At 71.4% G+C, this 15,672-nt stretch carries 16 protein-coding genes and 1 tRNA gene; 7 read left to right on the forward strand and 10 right to left on the reverse strand.

Annotation, left to right across the window (positions count from 1 at the left end):
• Nucleotides 1-32: 32 nt before the first annotated feature.
• From OHA61_RS12360 to OHA61_RS12390, 7 genes are all read right to left on the reverse strand, one after another.
• Nucleotides 33-1,013, reverse strand: a complete 981-nt coding sequence (locus OHA61_RS12360; protein ID WP_324982857.1) for a hypothetical protein — start codon at nucleotides 1,011-1,013, stop codon at nucleotides 33-35.
• A gap of 105 nt (nucleotides 1,014-1,118) precedes the next feature.
• Nucleotides 1,119-2,411 carry an HD-GYP domain-containing protein gene (locus tag OHA61_RS12365; protein ID WP_406303120.1) on the reverse strand — a complete coding sequence of 431 codons (1,293 nt, stop codon included), beginning with the start codon at nucleotides 2,409-2,411 and terminating at the stop codon, nucleotides 1,119-1,121.
• Nucleotides 2,408-3,856, reverse strand: a complete 1,449-nt coding sequence (locus OHA61_RS12370) for an HD-GYP domain-containing protein (RefSeq protein ID WP_406303121.1) — start codon at nucleotides 3,854-3,856, stop codon at nucleotides 2,408-2,410. The genes OHA61_RS12365 and OHA61_RS12370 overlap by 4 nt, the downstream gene beginning before the upstream one ends.
• A 170-nt stretch (nucleotides 3,857-4,026) precedes the next feature.
• A complete protein-coding gene (gene rsrA, locus OHA61_RS12375) occupies nucleotides 4,027-4,344 on the reverse strand; it encodes a mycothiol system anti-sigma-R factor (protein WP_406303122.1) in 318 nt (105 codons plus the stop codon).
• Nucleotides 4,341-5,006, reverse strand: a complete 666-nt coding sequence (locus OHA61_RS12380) for a sigma-70 family RNA polymerase sigma factor (protein ID WP_361911356.1) — start codon at nucleotides 5,004-5,006, stop codon at nucleotides 4,341-4,343. The genes rsrA and OHA61_RS12380 overlap by 4 nt, the downstream gene beginning before the upstream one ends.
• Before the next feature lie 236 nt (nucleotides 5,007-5,242).
• Nucleotides 5,243-5,878: an alpha/beta family hydrolase gene (locus tag OHA61_RS12385; RefSeq protein ID WP_406303123.1), complete on the reverse strand. Its 636-nt coding sequence runs from the start codon at nucleotides 5,876-5,878 to the stop codon at nucleotides 5,243-5,245.
• A 56-nt stretch (nucleotides 5,879-5,934) separates the two neighbouring features.
• Nucleotides 5,935-6,750 carry an SOS response-associated peptidase gene (locus OHA61_RS12390; RefSeq protein WP_324982791.1) on the reverse strand — a complete coding sequence of 272 codons (816 nt, stop codon included), beginning with the start codon at nucleotides 6,748-6,750 and terminating at the stop codon, nucleotides 5,935-5,937.
• A 49-nt stretch (nucleotides 6,751-6,799) separates the two neighbouring features.
• On the opposite strand from OHA61_RS12390, the gene OHA61_RS12395 reads away from it, so the two are divergent.
• The 4 genes from OHA61_RS12395 to OHA61_RS12410 all read left to right on the forward strand — a co-directional run bounded on the left by OHA61_RS12395 (nucleotide 6,800) and on the right by OHA61_RS12410 (nucleotide 10,427).
• A complete protein-coding gene (locus OHA61_RS12395; RefSeq protein WP_361911350.1) occupies nucleotides 6,800-7,516 on the forward strand; it encodes a M50 family metallopeptidase in 717 nt (238 codons plus the stop codon).
• A gap of 133 nt (nucleotides 7,517-7,649) precedes the next feature.
• Nucleotides 7,650-8,990, forward strand: a complete 1,341-nt coding sequence (gene aroA, locus OHA61_RS12400; protein ID WP_406303124.1) for a 3-phosphoshikimate 1-carboxyvinyltransferase — start codon at nucleotides 7,650-7,652, stop codon at nucleotides 8,988-8,990.
• A 6-nt stretch (nucleotides 8,991-8,996) separates the two neighbouring features.
• Nucleotides 8,997-10,010, forward strand: a complete 1,014-nt coding sequence (gene rsgA, locus OHA61_RS12405; protein WP_406303125.1) for a ribosome small subunit-dependent GTPase A — start codon at nucleotides 8,997-8,999, stop codon at nucleotides 10,008-10,010.
• 93 nt (nucleotides 10,011-10,103) lie between these two features.
• Nucleotides 10,104-10,427 carry a multidrug efflux SMR transporter gene (locus OHA61_RS12410; protein ID WP_324982863.1) on the forward strand — a complete coding sequence of 108 codons (324 nt, stop codon included), beginning with the start codon at nucleotides 10,104-10,106 and terminating at the stop codon, nucleotides 10,425-10,427.
• Here the strand turns inward: OHA61_RS12410 and OHA61_RS12415 are convergent.
• Nucleotides 10,393-11,058, reverse strand: a complete 666-nt coding sequence (locus OHA61_RS12415) for a TetR/AcrR family transcriptional regulator (RefSeq protein WP_406303126.1) — start codon at nucleotides 11,056-11,058, stop codon at nucleotides 10,393-10,395. The genes OHA61_RS12410 and OHA61_RS12415 overlap by 35 nt on opposite strands.
• A gap of 174 nt (nucleotides 11,059-11,232) precedes the next feature.
• Here OHA61_RS12415 and hisN point away from each other — a divergent pair, with 174 nt between their 5' ends.
• The 3 genes from hisN to OHA61_RS12430 all read left to right on the forward strand — a co-directional run bounded on the left by hisN (nucleotide 11,233) and on the right by OHA61_RS12430 (nucleotide 13,166).
• Complete coding sequence (gene hisN, locus OHA61_RS12420; RefSeq protein WP_324982806.1) at nucleotides 11,233-12,033, forward strand: histidinol-phosphatase; 801 nt, start codon at nucleotides 11,233-11,235, stop codon at nucleotides 12,031-12,033.
• 159 nt (nucleotides 12,034-12,192) lie between these two features.
• On the forward strand, nucleotides 12,193-12,594 hold the full coding sequence (locus tag OHA61_RS12425; protein ID WP_361911345.1) for a CBS domain-containing protein: 402 nt from the start codon (nucleotides 12,193-12,195) through the stop codon (nucleotides 12,592-12,594).
• A 155-nt stretch (nucleotides 12,595-12,749) separates the two neighbouring features.
• Entirely contained in the window at nucleotides 12,750-13,166 is a 417-nt protein-coding gene (locus OHA61_RS12430) for a Fur family transcriptional regulator (RefSeq protein ID WP_361911342.1), read from the forward strand.
• 108 nt (nucleotides 13,167-13,274) lie between these two features.
• Here OHA61_RS12430 and OHA61_RS12435 read toward each other — a convergent pair.
• Nucleotides 13,275-13,348: transfer RNA gene (locus tag OHA61_RS12435), tRNA-Met, on the reverse strand.
• A gap of 67 nt (nucleotides 13,349-13,415) precedes the next feature.
• Complete coding sequence (locus tag OHA61_RS12440) at nucleotides 13,416-15,530, reverse strand: sel1 repeat family protein (RefSeq protein ID WP_406303127.1); 2,115 nt, start codon at nucleotides 15,528-15,530, stop codon at nucleotides 13,416-13,418.
• Nucleotides 15,531-15,672 lie beyond the last annotated feature (142 nt).

The following is a 15,672-nucleotide window of genomic DNA, read 5'->3' on the forward strand; positions in this document are numbered from 1 at the left end:
GAATCCGATCCCGTACAGCCTACGGCCCGCGGTCAGCAGACTTCTTCGAGATCCCGCCACTCACGGGTTCCGGGGCTGTCGGCGACCCAGCCGTCCAGCAGGCCACGAACCAGTCCGGCGGGGGCGGCGATCCCGCACTCGCGCTCCGGCGACCACAGATCGCCCGCGGTGCGGTGGCCCAGCGGTCCCGGGTGGCCCGGCTCGCTGTGGTCGTGCGGGTCCAGGTGCTCGCCCTCCCCCTCGGCGCTGGGCATCTGGCTCTCGGAGCAGGCCCGGCACAGCAGCCGCACGGAGGAGGACCAGTCCTCGGCGGCGAAGCCCGCGTCGGAGGCGAGCTGCTCCAGGGCGTCCCGGTCGGCCTCGGTCGCGGCTTCCAGCAGCACCACCCAGGTGGGGACGGGAGAGGGCGCCCAGAGCTCGATCTCGTCGAACACGGGGTACGAAGGCCCGGCGGTGGTGGTCCGCTCGCCGTGCGGCACGCCGTCGTGCAGGACGACCTCGCCCCAGCGCCGCCCGGAGGACGGCAGCGGGATCGAGAGCACTTCTATCCGTGCCGGATCGAGCCTGCGGCCCCACACCACCTCGGCCTCGCCCTCGGGCGACAGCCGTACGGCGGCGCTGCCGAGCTCCATGCCGACCGGCTCGCCGTTCGCCGCGGCCGCGCCGGGCACCTTGAGTCCGTAGGCCTGCCAGGCGCGGCGGGCCAGCGGCCAGTCCTGCAGGGCGGTGGCGGCGATCCCGACGTTCCACCAGTCGGGGGCGCCGGTCTCCTTGTCCAGCAGCGCCACGGCCCGCAGGCCGGCGGCGCGGGCCTGCTCCCAGTCGTGCCGGAACTTGTGCAGAAGTGCAAGGTTGAACCAGGACTCCGAGAGCCAGGGCTCCAGGTCCGCCGCCCTTGTGAGCAGCGCGCCCGCGTCCTCGTACCGGCCGTCGCCGATCAGCGTGAACGCGCGGTCGGTGGCCTGCCGCCACGAGGCGGAGGGCCGATGCCGTACCTTCCCGAAGATCCTCACGATTCCCGCCTGCCGGTCGCTCGGGTCACTGCCCCCGGACACGTGTTTTGTGCCTTCCTTCGCATCCAACCATGCCGAGCTGGAGGCTCGCTCATTACCCATGGGTTACCCAGGCGGCACCGGGGCCAGACCGCCTCGGGCGAGGACTCTGGCGAGCGATTCGACGACCTCCGGCTGGTAGTCCCGCCCTGTGCCCAGACGCAGCTGTTCGAGTGCGCCGAGCACTCCGCCCGCTGTTCGTCCACTTCCCCCGGTCAGATCGTCGTATGCGTTGACGGCGCGGACAATCCGGGCGGGCAGCGGCTGTTCGCGGTACGGATCCGCCTGCAGCTCCACGACGACGGCGACGGCGGCCGGGACCCCGGTCTGGCGCACGACCGCACCCCCCAGCAGGGCTATCCGTCGCTGCTCGGCGACGGACAGCAGGGCGGTGGCCCCGTCCGGAACGGGGTCCACGAGCGAGAGCTGCCCGATGTCGTGCATCAGGGCCGCGTACTCCAGAACGGTCAGTTCGGAGCCCGAGAGCCCCAGCTCGCGCCCCACGGCGGTGGAGAGCGCCGCGACCCGGCGGGCATGGCCCGGCTGGGTGTATCCGGCGATCTCGGTCGACCGGGCGAGGGAGGCGATGGTCTGCCGGTAGGTGGTTCGCACGGCCGCGTACCGGCGGTAGGACAGCTGCGTCAGCAGCAGCGGCACACAGAACACGGGCAGCGCCCAGAGCCCTGCGACGGCGACGGAGAGCGCCATCACGACTCCGCTCGCGCAGACGGCCGAACCGATGCCGAGGAGAGCTCTGAGCTCGTCACGCAGCAGCGGTGTGTATGGGATGGGGGCACCTCCCCTGCACTTGGCGCTAGGGGGGAGGGTGCGGGCGTGAAGCATCGCGGCGGCCAGTACGGCATCGCACAGGGCGGTCAGCAGGAGCAGGACGACGAGGAACAGCGCGTAGTACGCCCCGTGTCCGACCCAGCGCTCCAACTCGCCGGAGTTGTAGAGCGGTTGGAAGCAGGCGGCGGCGAAGGAGACGGTGAGCACCCGCCGCGCGACATGATCGAGCGCGGGCCCGCTCCCCCGCGCCACATGGGGTGCGGCGCCGGCGAGCGCTGCCGCGACGACGACGGAGACGACCTGCAGCACGCCGTGTGTCGTGGGCTGCCCGGCGCACTCTCCCAGCAGCGCGTACGCGAGGGCTCCCGCCGCGCCGAGGGGCGCGGGTTCGCGCTCCCCGGGCAGCGCGCCCCATCGGGCCAACTCCCCGACGGCGATGAACACCCCGAAGGCCAGGGCGTTTGCGGGCTGCTCCAGCCCCTGCCACAGGGTCAGCGCGAGGGCCCCACCGGTGAGCAGGGCGGCGGTGGCGTACACCCCGCGAACGGCGAGCCCGGCGGCCGGGCTCACCCCGATCCGCCCGGCGCACCGTCACGCCCGGGGAGCGGCCCGCTGACCGGCACCCGGTCCGGCTGCGGCTCCGGCTGCGGCTCGGGCCGTGGCTCAGGCTGCGGCTCCAGTTGTGGCTCCGGTTGTGGCGGGACGTTTCCGCACGCCGCCTGCGCGACCGGCTCGTCCGATGTCACCGAGGTCTCCCAGCCGTGCCGCGCGAGCGCCCGCACCAGCGCCTGCACCATCTGCGGGTCGAACTGCGTCCCCGCGCACCGCTCCAGCTCCTCGAGCGCCGCGTCCACCGGCCGCGCCCGGCGGTAGGAACGCGTCGAGGTCATCGCGTCGAAGGCGTCCGCGACCGCAACCACCCGCGCGAACTCGGGGATCTGCGGCCCCACCAGACCGTACGGATATCCGCTGCCGTCCAGCCGCTCGTGGTGGTGCAGGATCGCCACCCGCGCCTCCCCCAGGAATCCGATCCCGCGCACCATCTCGTGCCCGTACTCCGGATGCAGCTCGATCACACGCCGCTCCTGCGGTGTCAGCGGACCGTCCTTGCGGAGCACCCGCGTCGGCACCCCGAGCTTGCCCACGTCGTGCAGGATCCCGGCGAACCTGAGCACCTCCAGGCGCCCCTCGTCCATGCTCAGTTCGCGCGCGATCAGCACGGACGCGCGCCCCACCCGCTCGCTGTGCCCGCGGGTGTACTTGTCCTTGATGTCGACCGCCTGCACCAGCGCCCGGATCGTCGCCTGATGCGCGGCCCGCTCGCGGTGGTACTGCGCGAAGATCCAGCAGGAGATGTACATCGGCAGCAGGACGAGGAGCGCCGACAGCGGCCCGTACGGACTGCGCCACAGCACCGCCATCATCAGCCCGGCGAGCCCGTGTACGAGGTGCGGCGCCAGTGAGCGCAGCAGCGGCCCGCGCCAGGCGCTGCGTAAGGGCAGCCGTTCCGCGGTGGCGAGGATGCCGCCGTCGAGCGCGGTCAACACCAGACTGAAGGCGAGGGCTCCGGCCGCGGCCGGCAGCAGCGCATACGGAAAGTCCGGTACGCCCAGCGTCCGCCCGCCGCCGAGCAGCAGATACGCCTGCGCCGCGCCCCAGGTCGCGAGCGAGAGCCGGGCGGCACGCCAGATCCGCCGTACGCCCGCCGGCCGTTGGTCCACCCGCCCCAGCAGCGCGCCGGGGACGGCGACGAGCGCGGCCGCGGGGGGCGGCAGCACAAAGGCCGCGGCGAGCAGCACGGGGAAGAAGGACCCGGCGCCGACCGGCACCCAGTCGCGGGGGCAGCGGCAGCGGGCGGGCATCTCGCACACCGCGTACAGACCGGCCAGCAGCAGCGCGCTCCAGGGCACCGAGGCGCCGGGCCGCACGGCGGGCAGCAGCGGCAGCGCGCATGCCGCAGCGCAGAGCACGACGCCGAGAATGTACGCACGTGCCGCCGCCGGTATGACCGTCACTGCCCAGCCCCCTCCTCAAATCGAGCGCCAGGCTAGCGAGTTGAGGGGTGAACGGCGGGCGGATGCGCTCTGTTCGCACCCACGGGTGACACGTGGGTGAACATACGAGCAGGGTGCGCCGCGAGAATCGCGGCGCACCCTGCACACGTGTACGAGCCTCTGCTCGTCGGCTACTCCTGGGCGAGCGGGAGGTCCGCGCCGGAGACCGCCACATCCTGGTCGGGCACGGCCTGCCCCGAGCGGATGAGATCGATGCGTCCCATGACCTTGGCCCGCAGATCGCTGGGCACGTCGTCATGTCCGCAGCAGCGCTTGACCAGCTTCTTCACGGCCTGCTCGAGACCGTACTTCTCCAGGCACGGCGAGCACTCCTCGAAGTGCACCTCGAACTTCGTGCAGTCGCTCTCGGACATCTCTCGGTCGAGAAACTCATAGAGATGGTCCAGGACCTCTGAGCAGTCCGTCTCGTGCGGCTCTCCGCAGCTCATGAGCCCGAGCCTTTCGCGTTGTTCGACTCCCCCGCACCGGCGGGTACGAGTCCGCGCTCACGCGCGTAATCCTCAAGCATGCCGCGCAGTTGACGACGGCCCCGGTGCAGGCGGGACATCACCGTCCCGATCGGTGTTCCCATGATGTCCGCGATCTCCTTGTACGCAAAGCCCTCTACGTCGGCGAGATAGACCGCGATACGGAACTCCTCGGGAATGGCCTGCAGCGCCGCCTTGACGTCGGAGTCCGGCAGGTGGTCGAGAGCCTGCGACTCGGCGGAGCGCAGCCCGGTCGACATGTGCGACTCTGCGCGCGCGAGCTGCCAGTCCTCGATCTCCTCCGCGCCACTGCGCTGAGGCTCGCGCTGCTTCTTGCGGTACGAGTTGATAAAGGTGTTCGTGAGGATCCGGTACATCCACGCCTTGAGGTTCGTGCCCTCGCGGAACTGGTGGAAGGAGCCGTACGCCTTGGCATACGTCTCCTGCACGAGATCCTCGGCATCAGCCGGATTCCGCGTCATACGCAGCGCGGCCGAGTACATCTGGTCCAGGAAGCCGAGAGCGTCCCGCTCGAAACGGGCATTGCGCTCGGCAGTCGTCTCCTTGGACTGCCCCGCCTGGCCGTCGTCGGTCCCTGCGTCGGTCCCAGTGACCGGACCCACCTCCTCCAACGCTGTGGCGAGACCGAATGCGGACCCGCTCGACTCGGAGGATAGACGACGATCCGCTCCGCCCGCCGCCCGGACAGGGGCGGTCTTGGCCGCAGAAAGCACCGTCCACTCCAGGTCAGCGGTGTTCGAGCGGCTCGGGCAGATGGTCGAACCCATGCTGTGGACTCCCTACTCCGTGCGCTGTGACTGACGTCCCGACACCCGCCTCAACAGTGTGTGCGTGCGCATCATTCCCGGAGCCCGCGAGCCCAGTCCCGTACCGCCTCCGTGATCACCCGAAGCGTCTCGCTCTCGCTGATCCCGGCCCGCTTGGGGACGGCGAAGCCGTGATCTCCGTACGGGACCTCCACGAGCTCGTACGCCCCCTCGGGGAACTCCGCGGGCTTGCCGAAGGGATCGTTGCCGCCCTGTACGACGAGGGTGGGCACGCCGGCGCCGAGCAGCTCGTCGGCGCGGGACTTCTCGGGACGGCCCGGCGGATGCAACGGAAAACTCAGCGCGAGCACCCCGACGGCTCCGAGCTCGACCGCGGTCCGGCAGGCGACACGGGCCCCGGCACTGCGCCCTCCGGCGACGACGGGCAGCCCGGGCTTCCCCAGTACGGGCCAGATGCCGCGCCATCCGGCGTCGAGCGTCTTCGGCGCGGGGGCGACCTTCTTCCCTGCCACCCGCCAGGGCTGCTCCACCAGCGCGACGGTGACCCCGTCCGCGGTCAGCTCCCGGGCGACGGCCTGCAGATCCCGCGCCTCGATCCCGCCCCCGGCGCCGTGCCCGAGCCCCAGCACCAGCCGGGCCCGCCCGGCGGTATGCCAGGTGACACGGGCCTCACCGGCGTCCGTCTCCACGATCTCGATCCGCTTCACGCTTCCATCCTGCCGCGCGAAGCGTGCGACACGGCTGCGCCGCGACGGGGTGCTGTTCAGAACAGCGTCTCCACCTCCGGCGCCGCCAGCTCCTCCAACAGCTCCGGCCCGTTGTTGCGCACATTGCTCACCGCGGTCGGCACCGCATAGGCCCGCATGAGCCCCTCCGGCGGCGGCTCCAGCATCCCGCGCAGTTCGTCCAGGTCCGTCCGTGACGGGTCCAGCCACGCGTCCCAACGGTCCGGTGTCAGCATCAGCGGCATCCGCGGGTGGATGTCGGAGAGCGACCGGGGGCCCTGTGCCGGGGCCACCCCCAGCGGGCCCTTCTCCGCCTCCGTCGTGATCACCGAGCACGTCACCCACCACGCCTGCGGATGATCGTCCGGCAGCGTCCGGTCCCGCCAGAACTCATACAGCCCCGCCATCGCGAACACCGATCCGTCCGCCGGCGTCACGAAGTACGGCTGCTTCCGCGGGCGCTTCTTCTTGCCCTCGACCTCGAGCTCCCGCTCGCCCGCCCCGGTCACCCACTCGTAATAGCCGTCCGCGGGCAGGATGCAGCGCCGCGAGACGAAGGGCTTACGGAAGGACGGCTTCTCGTGAATCGTCTCGGCCCGCGCGTTGATCATCCGCGCCCCGCCCTCGGGCGACTTGGCCCACGACGGCACGAGCCCCCATTTCAGCGCCCGCAGCTGGCGAACCGGACGCGGGTCCGGGGCGTCTTTCACAGGGCGCTCGAGAATCGCGTAGACGTCCTTCGTGGGGGCCACGTTCCAGTCGGGCGCCAGTGTCTCCTTGGGATCCCACTTCTCGACCTCGAAGAGTCCTGAGAGATCCTCGGGCCTACGACTCGCTGCATACCGTCCGCACATGAGTGCCAGACTGCCACTCCTGCCCGCCGCCCGAGGAGCCGCCCGAGAAATGGCCATCACACAGTCCGCCACCGATCTCTGGGACCGCGTCTTCGGCTCTCAGCCCGCCCCCGACGAATGGCTCGTCCTCGTCGCGGGCGTCATCGCTCTCGGCGCCGTCGTACCCCACCCGATATGGCGGATCTCGCGCAACGCCATCACCATCGCCCACGAGGGCGGCCACGGCCTCGTCGCGCTGCTCACCGGCCGCCGGCTCGACGGCATCCGGCTGCACTCCGACACCAGCGGCCTCACGGTCAGCCGTGGCAGGCCCACCGGTCTCGGCATGATCCTCACGGCGGCCGCGGGCTACACCGCGCCGCCGCTCCTGGGACTCGGCGGCGCCTGGCTGCTCGCCGCGCACCACATCACGCTGCTTCTCTGGCTGGCCACCGCCCTGCTCATCGCGATGCTGGTGATGATCCGCAACGCGTACGGGGCGCTCACGGTGATCCTCACCGGCGCCGCCTTCCTCCTTGTCTCCTGGCTGACGGAGCCCGAGGTGCAGGCCGCCTTCGCCTACACCGCCGTCTGGTTCCTGCTGCTCGGCGGCGTACGACCGGCCTTCGAGCTCCAGTCCAAGCGGCGCCACGGCGGGGCCCCGGACTCGGACGCCGATCAGCTGTCCCGGCTGACCCATGTACCGGCCGCCATGTGGCTGTTCCTGTTCCATGCCGTGTCACTGTGTTCGCTGATCGGCGGCGGCCGCTGGCTGCTGGGCCTTTGAACACCCGCGGTCCGGCGGGCGGACGGGCCGGGAAACCTGACCGGCCGAGCCCTCTATCACTCCCCGGTTACGCCCCGATTTCGCCACTTTTGATCAAGATCCTGGCCTTCGCGGAACCACTAAAGTGATGGCCATGACCGAAAGCTCCGTGCACCCTGCCCTGTGGCCCGCCCCCTACGCGACCGGAGCCGTCGAAGCGACGGTGACCGTGCCCGGGTCCAAGTCGGTCACCAACCGGGCCCTGGTGCTGGCTGCCCTGGCCGCCGAACCCGGCTGGCTGCGCCGCCCGCTGCGCTCCCGGGACACCCTTCTCATGGCAGAGGCCCTGCGCGCGCTGGGCGTCGGCATCGAGGAGACGGTGTCCTCCAGCTCCACCGTCGCGGGCAGCCACGACGGCGAGGGCGAGGCCTGGCGCGTCATTCCCGCCGGTCTGCACGGCCCCGCCACGATCGACGTCGGCAACGCCGGTACGGTGATGCGCTTCCTGCCCCCCGTCGCCGCGCTGGCCGACGGCGCGGTCCGCTTCGACGGCGACCCCCGTTCCTACGAGCGCCCGCTGAACGGCGTGATCGACGCGCTGCGCGTCCTCGGCGCCCGTATCGACGACGACGGACGCGGCTCGCTCCCGATGACCGTGTTCGGCAGCGGCGCGCTGGACGGCGGCCCGGTGGAGATCGACGCCTCCTCGTCCTCGCAGTTCGTCAGCGCCCTTCTGCTGTCCGCACCGCGCTTCAACCAGGGCGTGGAGGTACGCCACATCGGCGGCACCCTCCCCTCCATGCCGCACATCCGGATGACCGTCGACATGCTCCGCGCGGTCGGCGCCCAGGTCGACGAGCCCGAGACCGGGGGCGAGCCCAATGTCTGGCGGGTCTCCCCCTCCGCGCTGCTCGGCCGCGATCTGACGGTCGAGCCGGATCTGTCCAACGCCCAGCCGTTCCTCGCCGCCGCGCTGATCACCGGCGGCCGGGTCACCATCCCCGACTGGCCCGAGCGCACCACCCAGCCCGGTGACGCACTGCGCCGGATCTTCACCGAGATGGGCGGTTCCTGCGAACTGACCGAGTCCGGACTGACGTTCACCGGCACGGGCCGTATCCACGGCATCGACGTCGACCTCGGCGAGGTCGGCGAACTGACCCCGGGCATCGCGGCGGTCGCGGCGCTCGCCGACTCGCCCTCCACGCTGCGCGGCGTGGCACATCTTCGCCTCCACGAGACGGACCGCCTCGCGGCCCTGACCAAGGAGATCAACGAGCTCGGCGGCGATGTCACCGAGACCGAGGACGGGCTGCACATCCGCCCGCGCCCGCTGCACGGCGGCGTCTTCCACACGTACGACGACCACCGCATGGCCACGGCGGGCTCGGTCATCGGCCTCGCCGTCGAAGGTGTACAGATCGAGAACGTGGCGACGACCGCCAAGACCCTGCCCGATTTCCCGCGGATGTGGGCCGGAATGCTCGGGGCCTGACGAGAGATGCGGCGCTACGGCAAGCACACCGACGAGGACGACATCCGGTCCCGCCCCAACCCCAAGGGCAACCGGCCCCGTTCCAATATCCGCCCCAAGCACGAGGACGCCGTCGAGGGCATGGTCCTGACCGTTGACCGGGGGCGGCTCACCTGCCTCGTCGAGGACCGCGTGGTGACGGCGATGAAGGCCCGCGAACTGGGCCGCAAGGCCGCGGTGGTTGGCGACCGGGTCGGCATCGTCGGCGATCTCTCCGGTGAGAAGGACACCCTCGCGCGCATCGTGCGCATCGAGAAACGCAAGTCGGTGCTGCGCCGGACCGCCGACGACGACGATCCGTACGAGCGCGTGGTGGTCGCCAACGCCGACCAGCTGGCGATCGTGACGGCGCTGGCCGATCCGGAACCGCGCCCGCGGCTGATCGACCGCTGCATCGTCGCGGCGTACGACGGCGGGCTCACCCCGCTCCTCGTGCTGACCAAGTCGGATCTGGCCTCGCCCGACGAACTGCTGGAGAAGTACGGAGCGCTGGGCGTCCCCCATATCGTCACCACGCACGACGAGTTCGTGGACGGCGCCGCGGCCGACCGGGTCTACGAGCACCTCCGGGGAAGGACAACCGTGTTCGTCGGCCACTCCGGCGTCGGCAAGACGACTCTGGTCAACGCCCTTGTCCCGAAGGACCGTCGGCGGAGTACAGGCATTGTCAACGCGGTCACCGGCCGCGGCCGGCACACCACCACATCGGCGCTCGCCCTTCCACTCTCGGGCGAGGAGGGCGGCTGGGTGATCGACACCCCGGGCGTGCGCTCCTTCGGTCTGCACCATGTCGATCCGTCCCGCGTCATCCTCGCTTTTCCCGATCTCGTTCCGGGTACGGAGGGCTGTCCGCGGGCATGCAGTCACGACGAGCAGGACTGCGCGCTGGACGCCTGGGTCGCCGAGGGGCACGCGGATCCGGCGCGGCTCTATTCGCTGCGGCGTCTGCTGGCCACCAGGGAACGACGCGAGGGGGACTGAGTCCCGCACGTTTGCGGCCCACGGCAGTTGGTAAGTGCATAATCGCACCAAGTCCGACGAAGCAGTCACCGACTGATGCGGGAGGCACAGACCATGGCGTGGCTGCTGGTGGTGGTCGCCGGAATCCTGGAGACGGGGTTCGCGGTCTGTCTCAAACTCTCGCACGGCTTCACCAGACTGTGGCCGACCATCGCCTTCGCCGCCTTCGCGCTGGGAAGCTTCGGGCTGCTGACGCTCGCGCTGAGGAAGCTCGATGTCGGTCCCGCGTACGCGGTGTGGACGGGCATCGGCGCGGCGGGCACCGCGATCTACGGAATGATCTTCCTCGGCGACCTCGTGTCCACCCTCAAGATCGTCTCGATCACGCTCGTGATCGTCGGCGTCATCGGTCTCCAGCTGTCGGGCTCGTCGCACTGACCGCCCCACCGACCCACTCACCGACGGCCCCACCCACGGCCGTGCGCACCAGCTGCCCAACCCCTTCGCCGACGGGCGCGACCACATGGGCGAGCGCGAGCCGCGCCGCCAGCTCACAGCGGCGCGCCACATCGGCCGACTCCTCCTTCGTACGCCCGCCGGACAGCCCTTGTTCCAGCGCGGCCACCGAGCGGTCCCGTACCGCCGCGACCAGCTGAGCCGGGGACGGCGGCCCCGCGTCGGCGCGCCGCTGGGCGGGCACCCCGGACAGCACCGCACCGCGCCGGGCAGGCCTCGGCGCGGGCAGTCGCTCACCCCAGCATGCGGTGAGCAGGGCCCGCAGCAGCGGCCTCGCGCGCGCCTCGGCGACGGTCCACTCGGCGACCGAGACCAGCCGGTCCGCGGCCGCGGTCGGCTCGGCCAGCAGCCGCTCCACGCCATGGAGATATCCGTCGGCCTCACGCCGCACCAGCGCGCGGGCGAGACCGTCCTTGCTGCCGAACTCGTTGTAGAGGGTCTGCCGCGAGACCCCGGCGGCGGAGGCGACATCGACCATCCGCACCCCTGACCAGGGCAGATCGGCGAGCGCCGCGAGAGCGGCATTCAGCAAGGACTCGCGCGCTGTAGGCATCGTCGCCTCCCGGGCCGTACGGCTCTGCGGCCGTGCGCCTGTGCGTCCGTGCGGCACTGCGCTCAGGGTTGACGCGCGGCCATCCACTGTCAAGAGCCGTGCTGGACAGAGCCCGGAAGCCGGGCGGGACAGGGCCCAAGGACCGCCCTCCCCAGCCCGGATAGAGTGACGGCCATGCCCGACTACCACGACGATCTGCGTCTTGCCCATGTCCTCGCGGACGCCGCCGACGCCGCCACGATGGACCGGTTCAAGGCGCTGGACCTGAAGGTCGAGACCAAGCCGGACATGACGCCGGTGAGCGAGGCCGACAAAGCGGCGGAGGAGCTGATCCGCGGACAGCTCCAGCGGGCGCGGCCGCGTGACGCGATCCTCGGCGAGGAGTACGGCATCGAGGGCACGGGCCCGCGGCGCTGGGTGATCGACCCGATCGACGGCACCAAGAACTATGTGCGCGGAGTGCCGGTCTGGGCGACGCTGATCTCGCTGATGGTGCAGGGCGAGGGCGGCTACCAGCCCGTCGTGGGCGTGGTATCGGCCCCGGCGCTCGGCCGCCGCTGGTGGGCGGCGCAGGGCGGCGGCGCGTACACCGGGCGCAGTCTGAGCTCGGCGAGCCGGCTGCGGGTCTCGGAGGTCGGCCGGATCCGGGACGCCTCATTCGCGTACTCCTCGCTGAGCGGCTGGGAGGAGCAGGGGCGGCTCGACGGCTTCCTCGATCTGACCCGGGCCTGCTGGCGCACACGCGGCTATGGCGACTTCTGGCCCTACATGATGGTCGCCGAGGGTTCTGTGGACATCTGTGCCGAGCCGGAGCTGTCACTCTGGGACATGGCGGCCACAGCGATCGTCGTCCAGGAGGCGGGCGGATCCTTCACCGGCCTGGACGGACGCCCTGGTCCGCACAGTGGCAACGCCGCCGCGTCCAACGGTCTGCTCCACGAAGAGCTGCTCGGATATCTCAACCAGCGCTACTGACAGTCAGCGGACAGCCAACTGACGGGTGTATACACCCTTTTCCGCCCGTGCGCGCCCCCTTGCTGCCCCGCCCCAGGGCTGCGACTCTGAGAGTCCCCCCACTTGTGAACTTGTGAATCGGTTCCCGAACGACCGATCACCAAGGAGGTGGCTCCATCCATGCTCGTCCGTGACGCCATGAGCACGGTGGTCCTCACCATCGGACCCGCACACACACTCCGCCAGGCGGCCCGCCTGATGGCCGCGCGCCGTGTCGGCGCCGCCGTCGTCCTCGACGGCGACGCGGGCGGCCTCGGCATTCTGACCGAGCGCGACATCCTGAACTCGGTGGGCGCGGGGCAGAACCCCGATCTGGAACTCGCCGGCACCCACACCACCACCGACGTCGTCTTCGCCGCGCCGTCCTGGACCCTGGAGGAGGCCGCGGAGGCCATGACGCACGGCGGCTTCCGGCATCTGATCGTGCTCGACAACGACGGACCTGTCGGCATCGTCTCCGTGCGCGACATCATCCGCTGCTGGGCACCGGCACGTCGCCACCCGGCAACGCTCGCCGGATAGGCCGGGGGGCCGGATCCCCGGGCGCGGATCCGGCCCTCGTCAGGTGATTCGGACGCGTGGTTCAAGCTCTTCCTTTGGACTTTGTCCAGATCAAGCGAGTGTCCAAAGTCACACCTGTTCGGGAACTGGGTCGTGCCACTGTTAGGCTGGTCCTTATGAGTGACCTGTTGGAACGACTTCGCGGACGTGGCTGGCGCATGACGGCGCAGCGGCGTGTCGTGGCTGAGGTCCTCGACGGCGAGCATGTCCACCTGACGGCCGACGAGGTACATGCGCGCGCCGTGACAAGGCTGCCCGAGATCTCCCGCGCGACGGTCTACAACACCCTGGGCGAGCTGGTCAGCCTGGGCGAGGTCCTCGAGGTCTCGACGGACCGCCGCGCCAAGCGGTACGACCCCAACGCGCACCGCCCGCACCAGCACCTGGTCTGCGCCCAGTGCGGCGCGATCCGCGACGTCCACCCCGCGGGCAACCCGCTGGCGGACCTCCCGGACTCGGAGCGGTTCGGCTTCACCGTCTCGGACGTCGAGGTGACGTACCGGGGCACGTGCCCGAACTGCGCGTCGGCCTGACGCTGAGGTTTCCCGAAAGCCCGGCACCAAGAGGTGCCGGGCTTTCGCTCACCCTTCCGGCACACGACGAAGGCCCGGATCCTGATGGATCCGGGCCTTCGTCTTCAGTAGCGGGGACAGGATTTGAACCTGCGACCTCTGGGTTATGAGCCCAGCGAGCTACCGAGCTGCTCCACCCCGCGTCGATGAATGCAACACTACGTCACCCCGCCGACCAGCGCAAATCGATATTCGTCTCTACATCCGTCGCTACGCCGTGAGCTCCTGGTGGAGCGCGTCGCGCAGCCGTGCCGCACGCTCCGCCACCTCGGCGGGACCCAGTTCGACGGCACGTGCGCACCACCGCTGCCCCTCGGTCAGCTCGCCCCTGCGGGCCGCGAGGAGGGCCAGGCGCAGCGCCGCCCGGCCGTGCCCCGCGCGGGCCGCACGAGCCCACCACAGGGCCGCCTCGCGCTCATTTCCCTCGCGGGCCAGGAGCAGCCCGAGGTTGAAAGCGCCGTTGCGGCTGCCCGCCTCGGCGGCCTCCCGGTACCAGCGTGCGGCATCCGCCATGTCTCCGCGAGTCGCGGCGAGCATTCCCACCCGTACCTGGGCACGCCGGTGCCCCTGCTCTGCGGCACGCTCGTACCACTCCTCGCACTCGCTCTTCTCCGCCATCGGCTCACCGAGCGCGGGCGGGCCCGGCGGCGGCTGGCGGGAGTCGAGCACGGTGGCGAGCCGGAACGCGGCCTCGGCGCTGCCGCCTCCCGCCGCGCACCGCAGATGACGCTCGGCGGCCCGCTCGTCGCCGTCCCTGAGCAGCGCGATACCGACCTGGAGGGCTGCCTCGGTGTGCCCGGCGGCCGCTGCCCGCTCGTACCAGGACAGGGCCGTACGGTCGTCGTCCCGGCCGACGTAGAGGATGCCCAGGTTGAAGGCGGCGTCGACGCTTCCCGCCTCGGCGGCCTTGGAGAACCAGGGCTCGGCGCCGGTCGCGTCCCCGGCCTGCAGCAGCAGAACGGCAAGCGCGTTGGCGGCCTCGCGGTGGCCCGCGTAAGCGGCGCGGCGGTACCACTGCTCGGCCTGCGGCGTGCGGTCCTGCGCAGCGCAGAGCAGCCCCAGGTTGTACGCGCCGTTGACGTCACCCGCGTCCATGGCGGCGCGGTACCAGCGCTCGGCGGTCTGCTGCTCACCGCGGGCGGCGTGCAGCGCGCCGAGGGCGTTGGCGGCATTGCCGTCACCGTCCTGCGCGGCGCGCAGCCACCAGACGGCGGCGCTCTCCTCGTCACCGGCGTCGCGCAGCAGGAATCCGAGCGCGCAGGCGGCGCGGGCCTCACCGTCCTTGGCGGAGGTGAGGTACCAGCGACCGGCCTCCTTGAGCTCGCCGCGCTTCTCCAGGATCGCGCCGAGGTGCAGCGCGGCCCGCTGATGCCCACGCGCGGCGGCCTGCTGGTACCACTGAGCGGCCTCGTCGAGTACGGAGAGTTCTCCGCCCTCGCCCCCGGCGACGGGCGCGGCGACAGCGGATGCCGGGGCACCCGCAGCGGGACCGCCTGCGCCGCCGCCGACACCCGACGTGGCCGGCGTGGCCGGCGTGGCCGGCGTGGCCGGCGTGGCCGGCGTGGCCGGCGTGGCCGAAAGCGCGCCGACAGCCGGGACCGCGTCCCCGCCGCCCGCACGACCCTGCGCCTGCACGCGCGCCGCGTTCTCCGTGCGGCCCAGAACCAGGCCCATGTCCCCGCCCGCGCGTGCCTCTTCCGCCGCGCGGCGCTCCAACGCGCGGGCAAGCCGGTAGGCGGCCTCACGGTGTCCCTGCTCGGCCGCAGCGCGCAGCCAGCGCTCCGCGCCCACGTCGCTGCGGTGCTCCAGCAGGTCGGCGAGGGCGTAGGCCCCCAGCGCGTGCCCCTGCTCGGCGGACTGGCGCAGCCAGTACTCCGCGGCCGGCTCGTCGCCGCGCTCACGGAAGTGGCGCCCCAGCGCATGTGCCGCGGCCGCGGAACCGGCGACGGCGGCGATACGCCACCATCCGGCCGCCTCGTCGGCGTACCCGCGCTGGTGGAGCAGGACACCCAGGTTGTTGGCGGCGGCGCGGTCGCCCTCGGCAGTCGCGGCACGCAGGTACGGCTCGGCGCCGTCGAGGTCGCCCCGGCGCAGCAGCAGTGCGCCGAGCACGCTCATCGACGCGGTGTCGCCGCTTTCGGCCGCGCGCCGGTGCCGTGCCTCGGCCCCGGCGGTCTCCACCGAGTCGGCACTTCCACCACTGCCGGCACCGTCAACGTTGTCAGCGGCTACGGCAGAACTGGTCGCATCCGCCACGTCTCCGGCATGCCGCTGCACAAACCGCCCTGTCTCCAACAGAGTTGCCCTGTCCCCCATAAATTCCATCGTCGCACCACCTGCAACCCGCGTACACCTGGTATACCGCAGCCAGTGAGGTCACTTCAGCGTTTTGTCGACATGCCCACAGAGAGATAAGTCAAACACGCCGAACCTCAACTCGCGCCACGCGGCACACACTTCTCACCGG

Origin of the sequence: Streptomyces sp. NBC_00885 (genome assembly GCF_045207475.1) — a bacterium.
GTDB lineage: Bacteria > Actinomycetota > Actinomycetes > Streptomycetales > Streptomycetaceae > Streptomyces.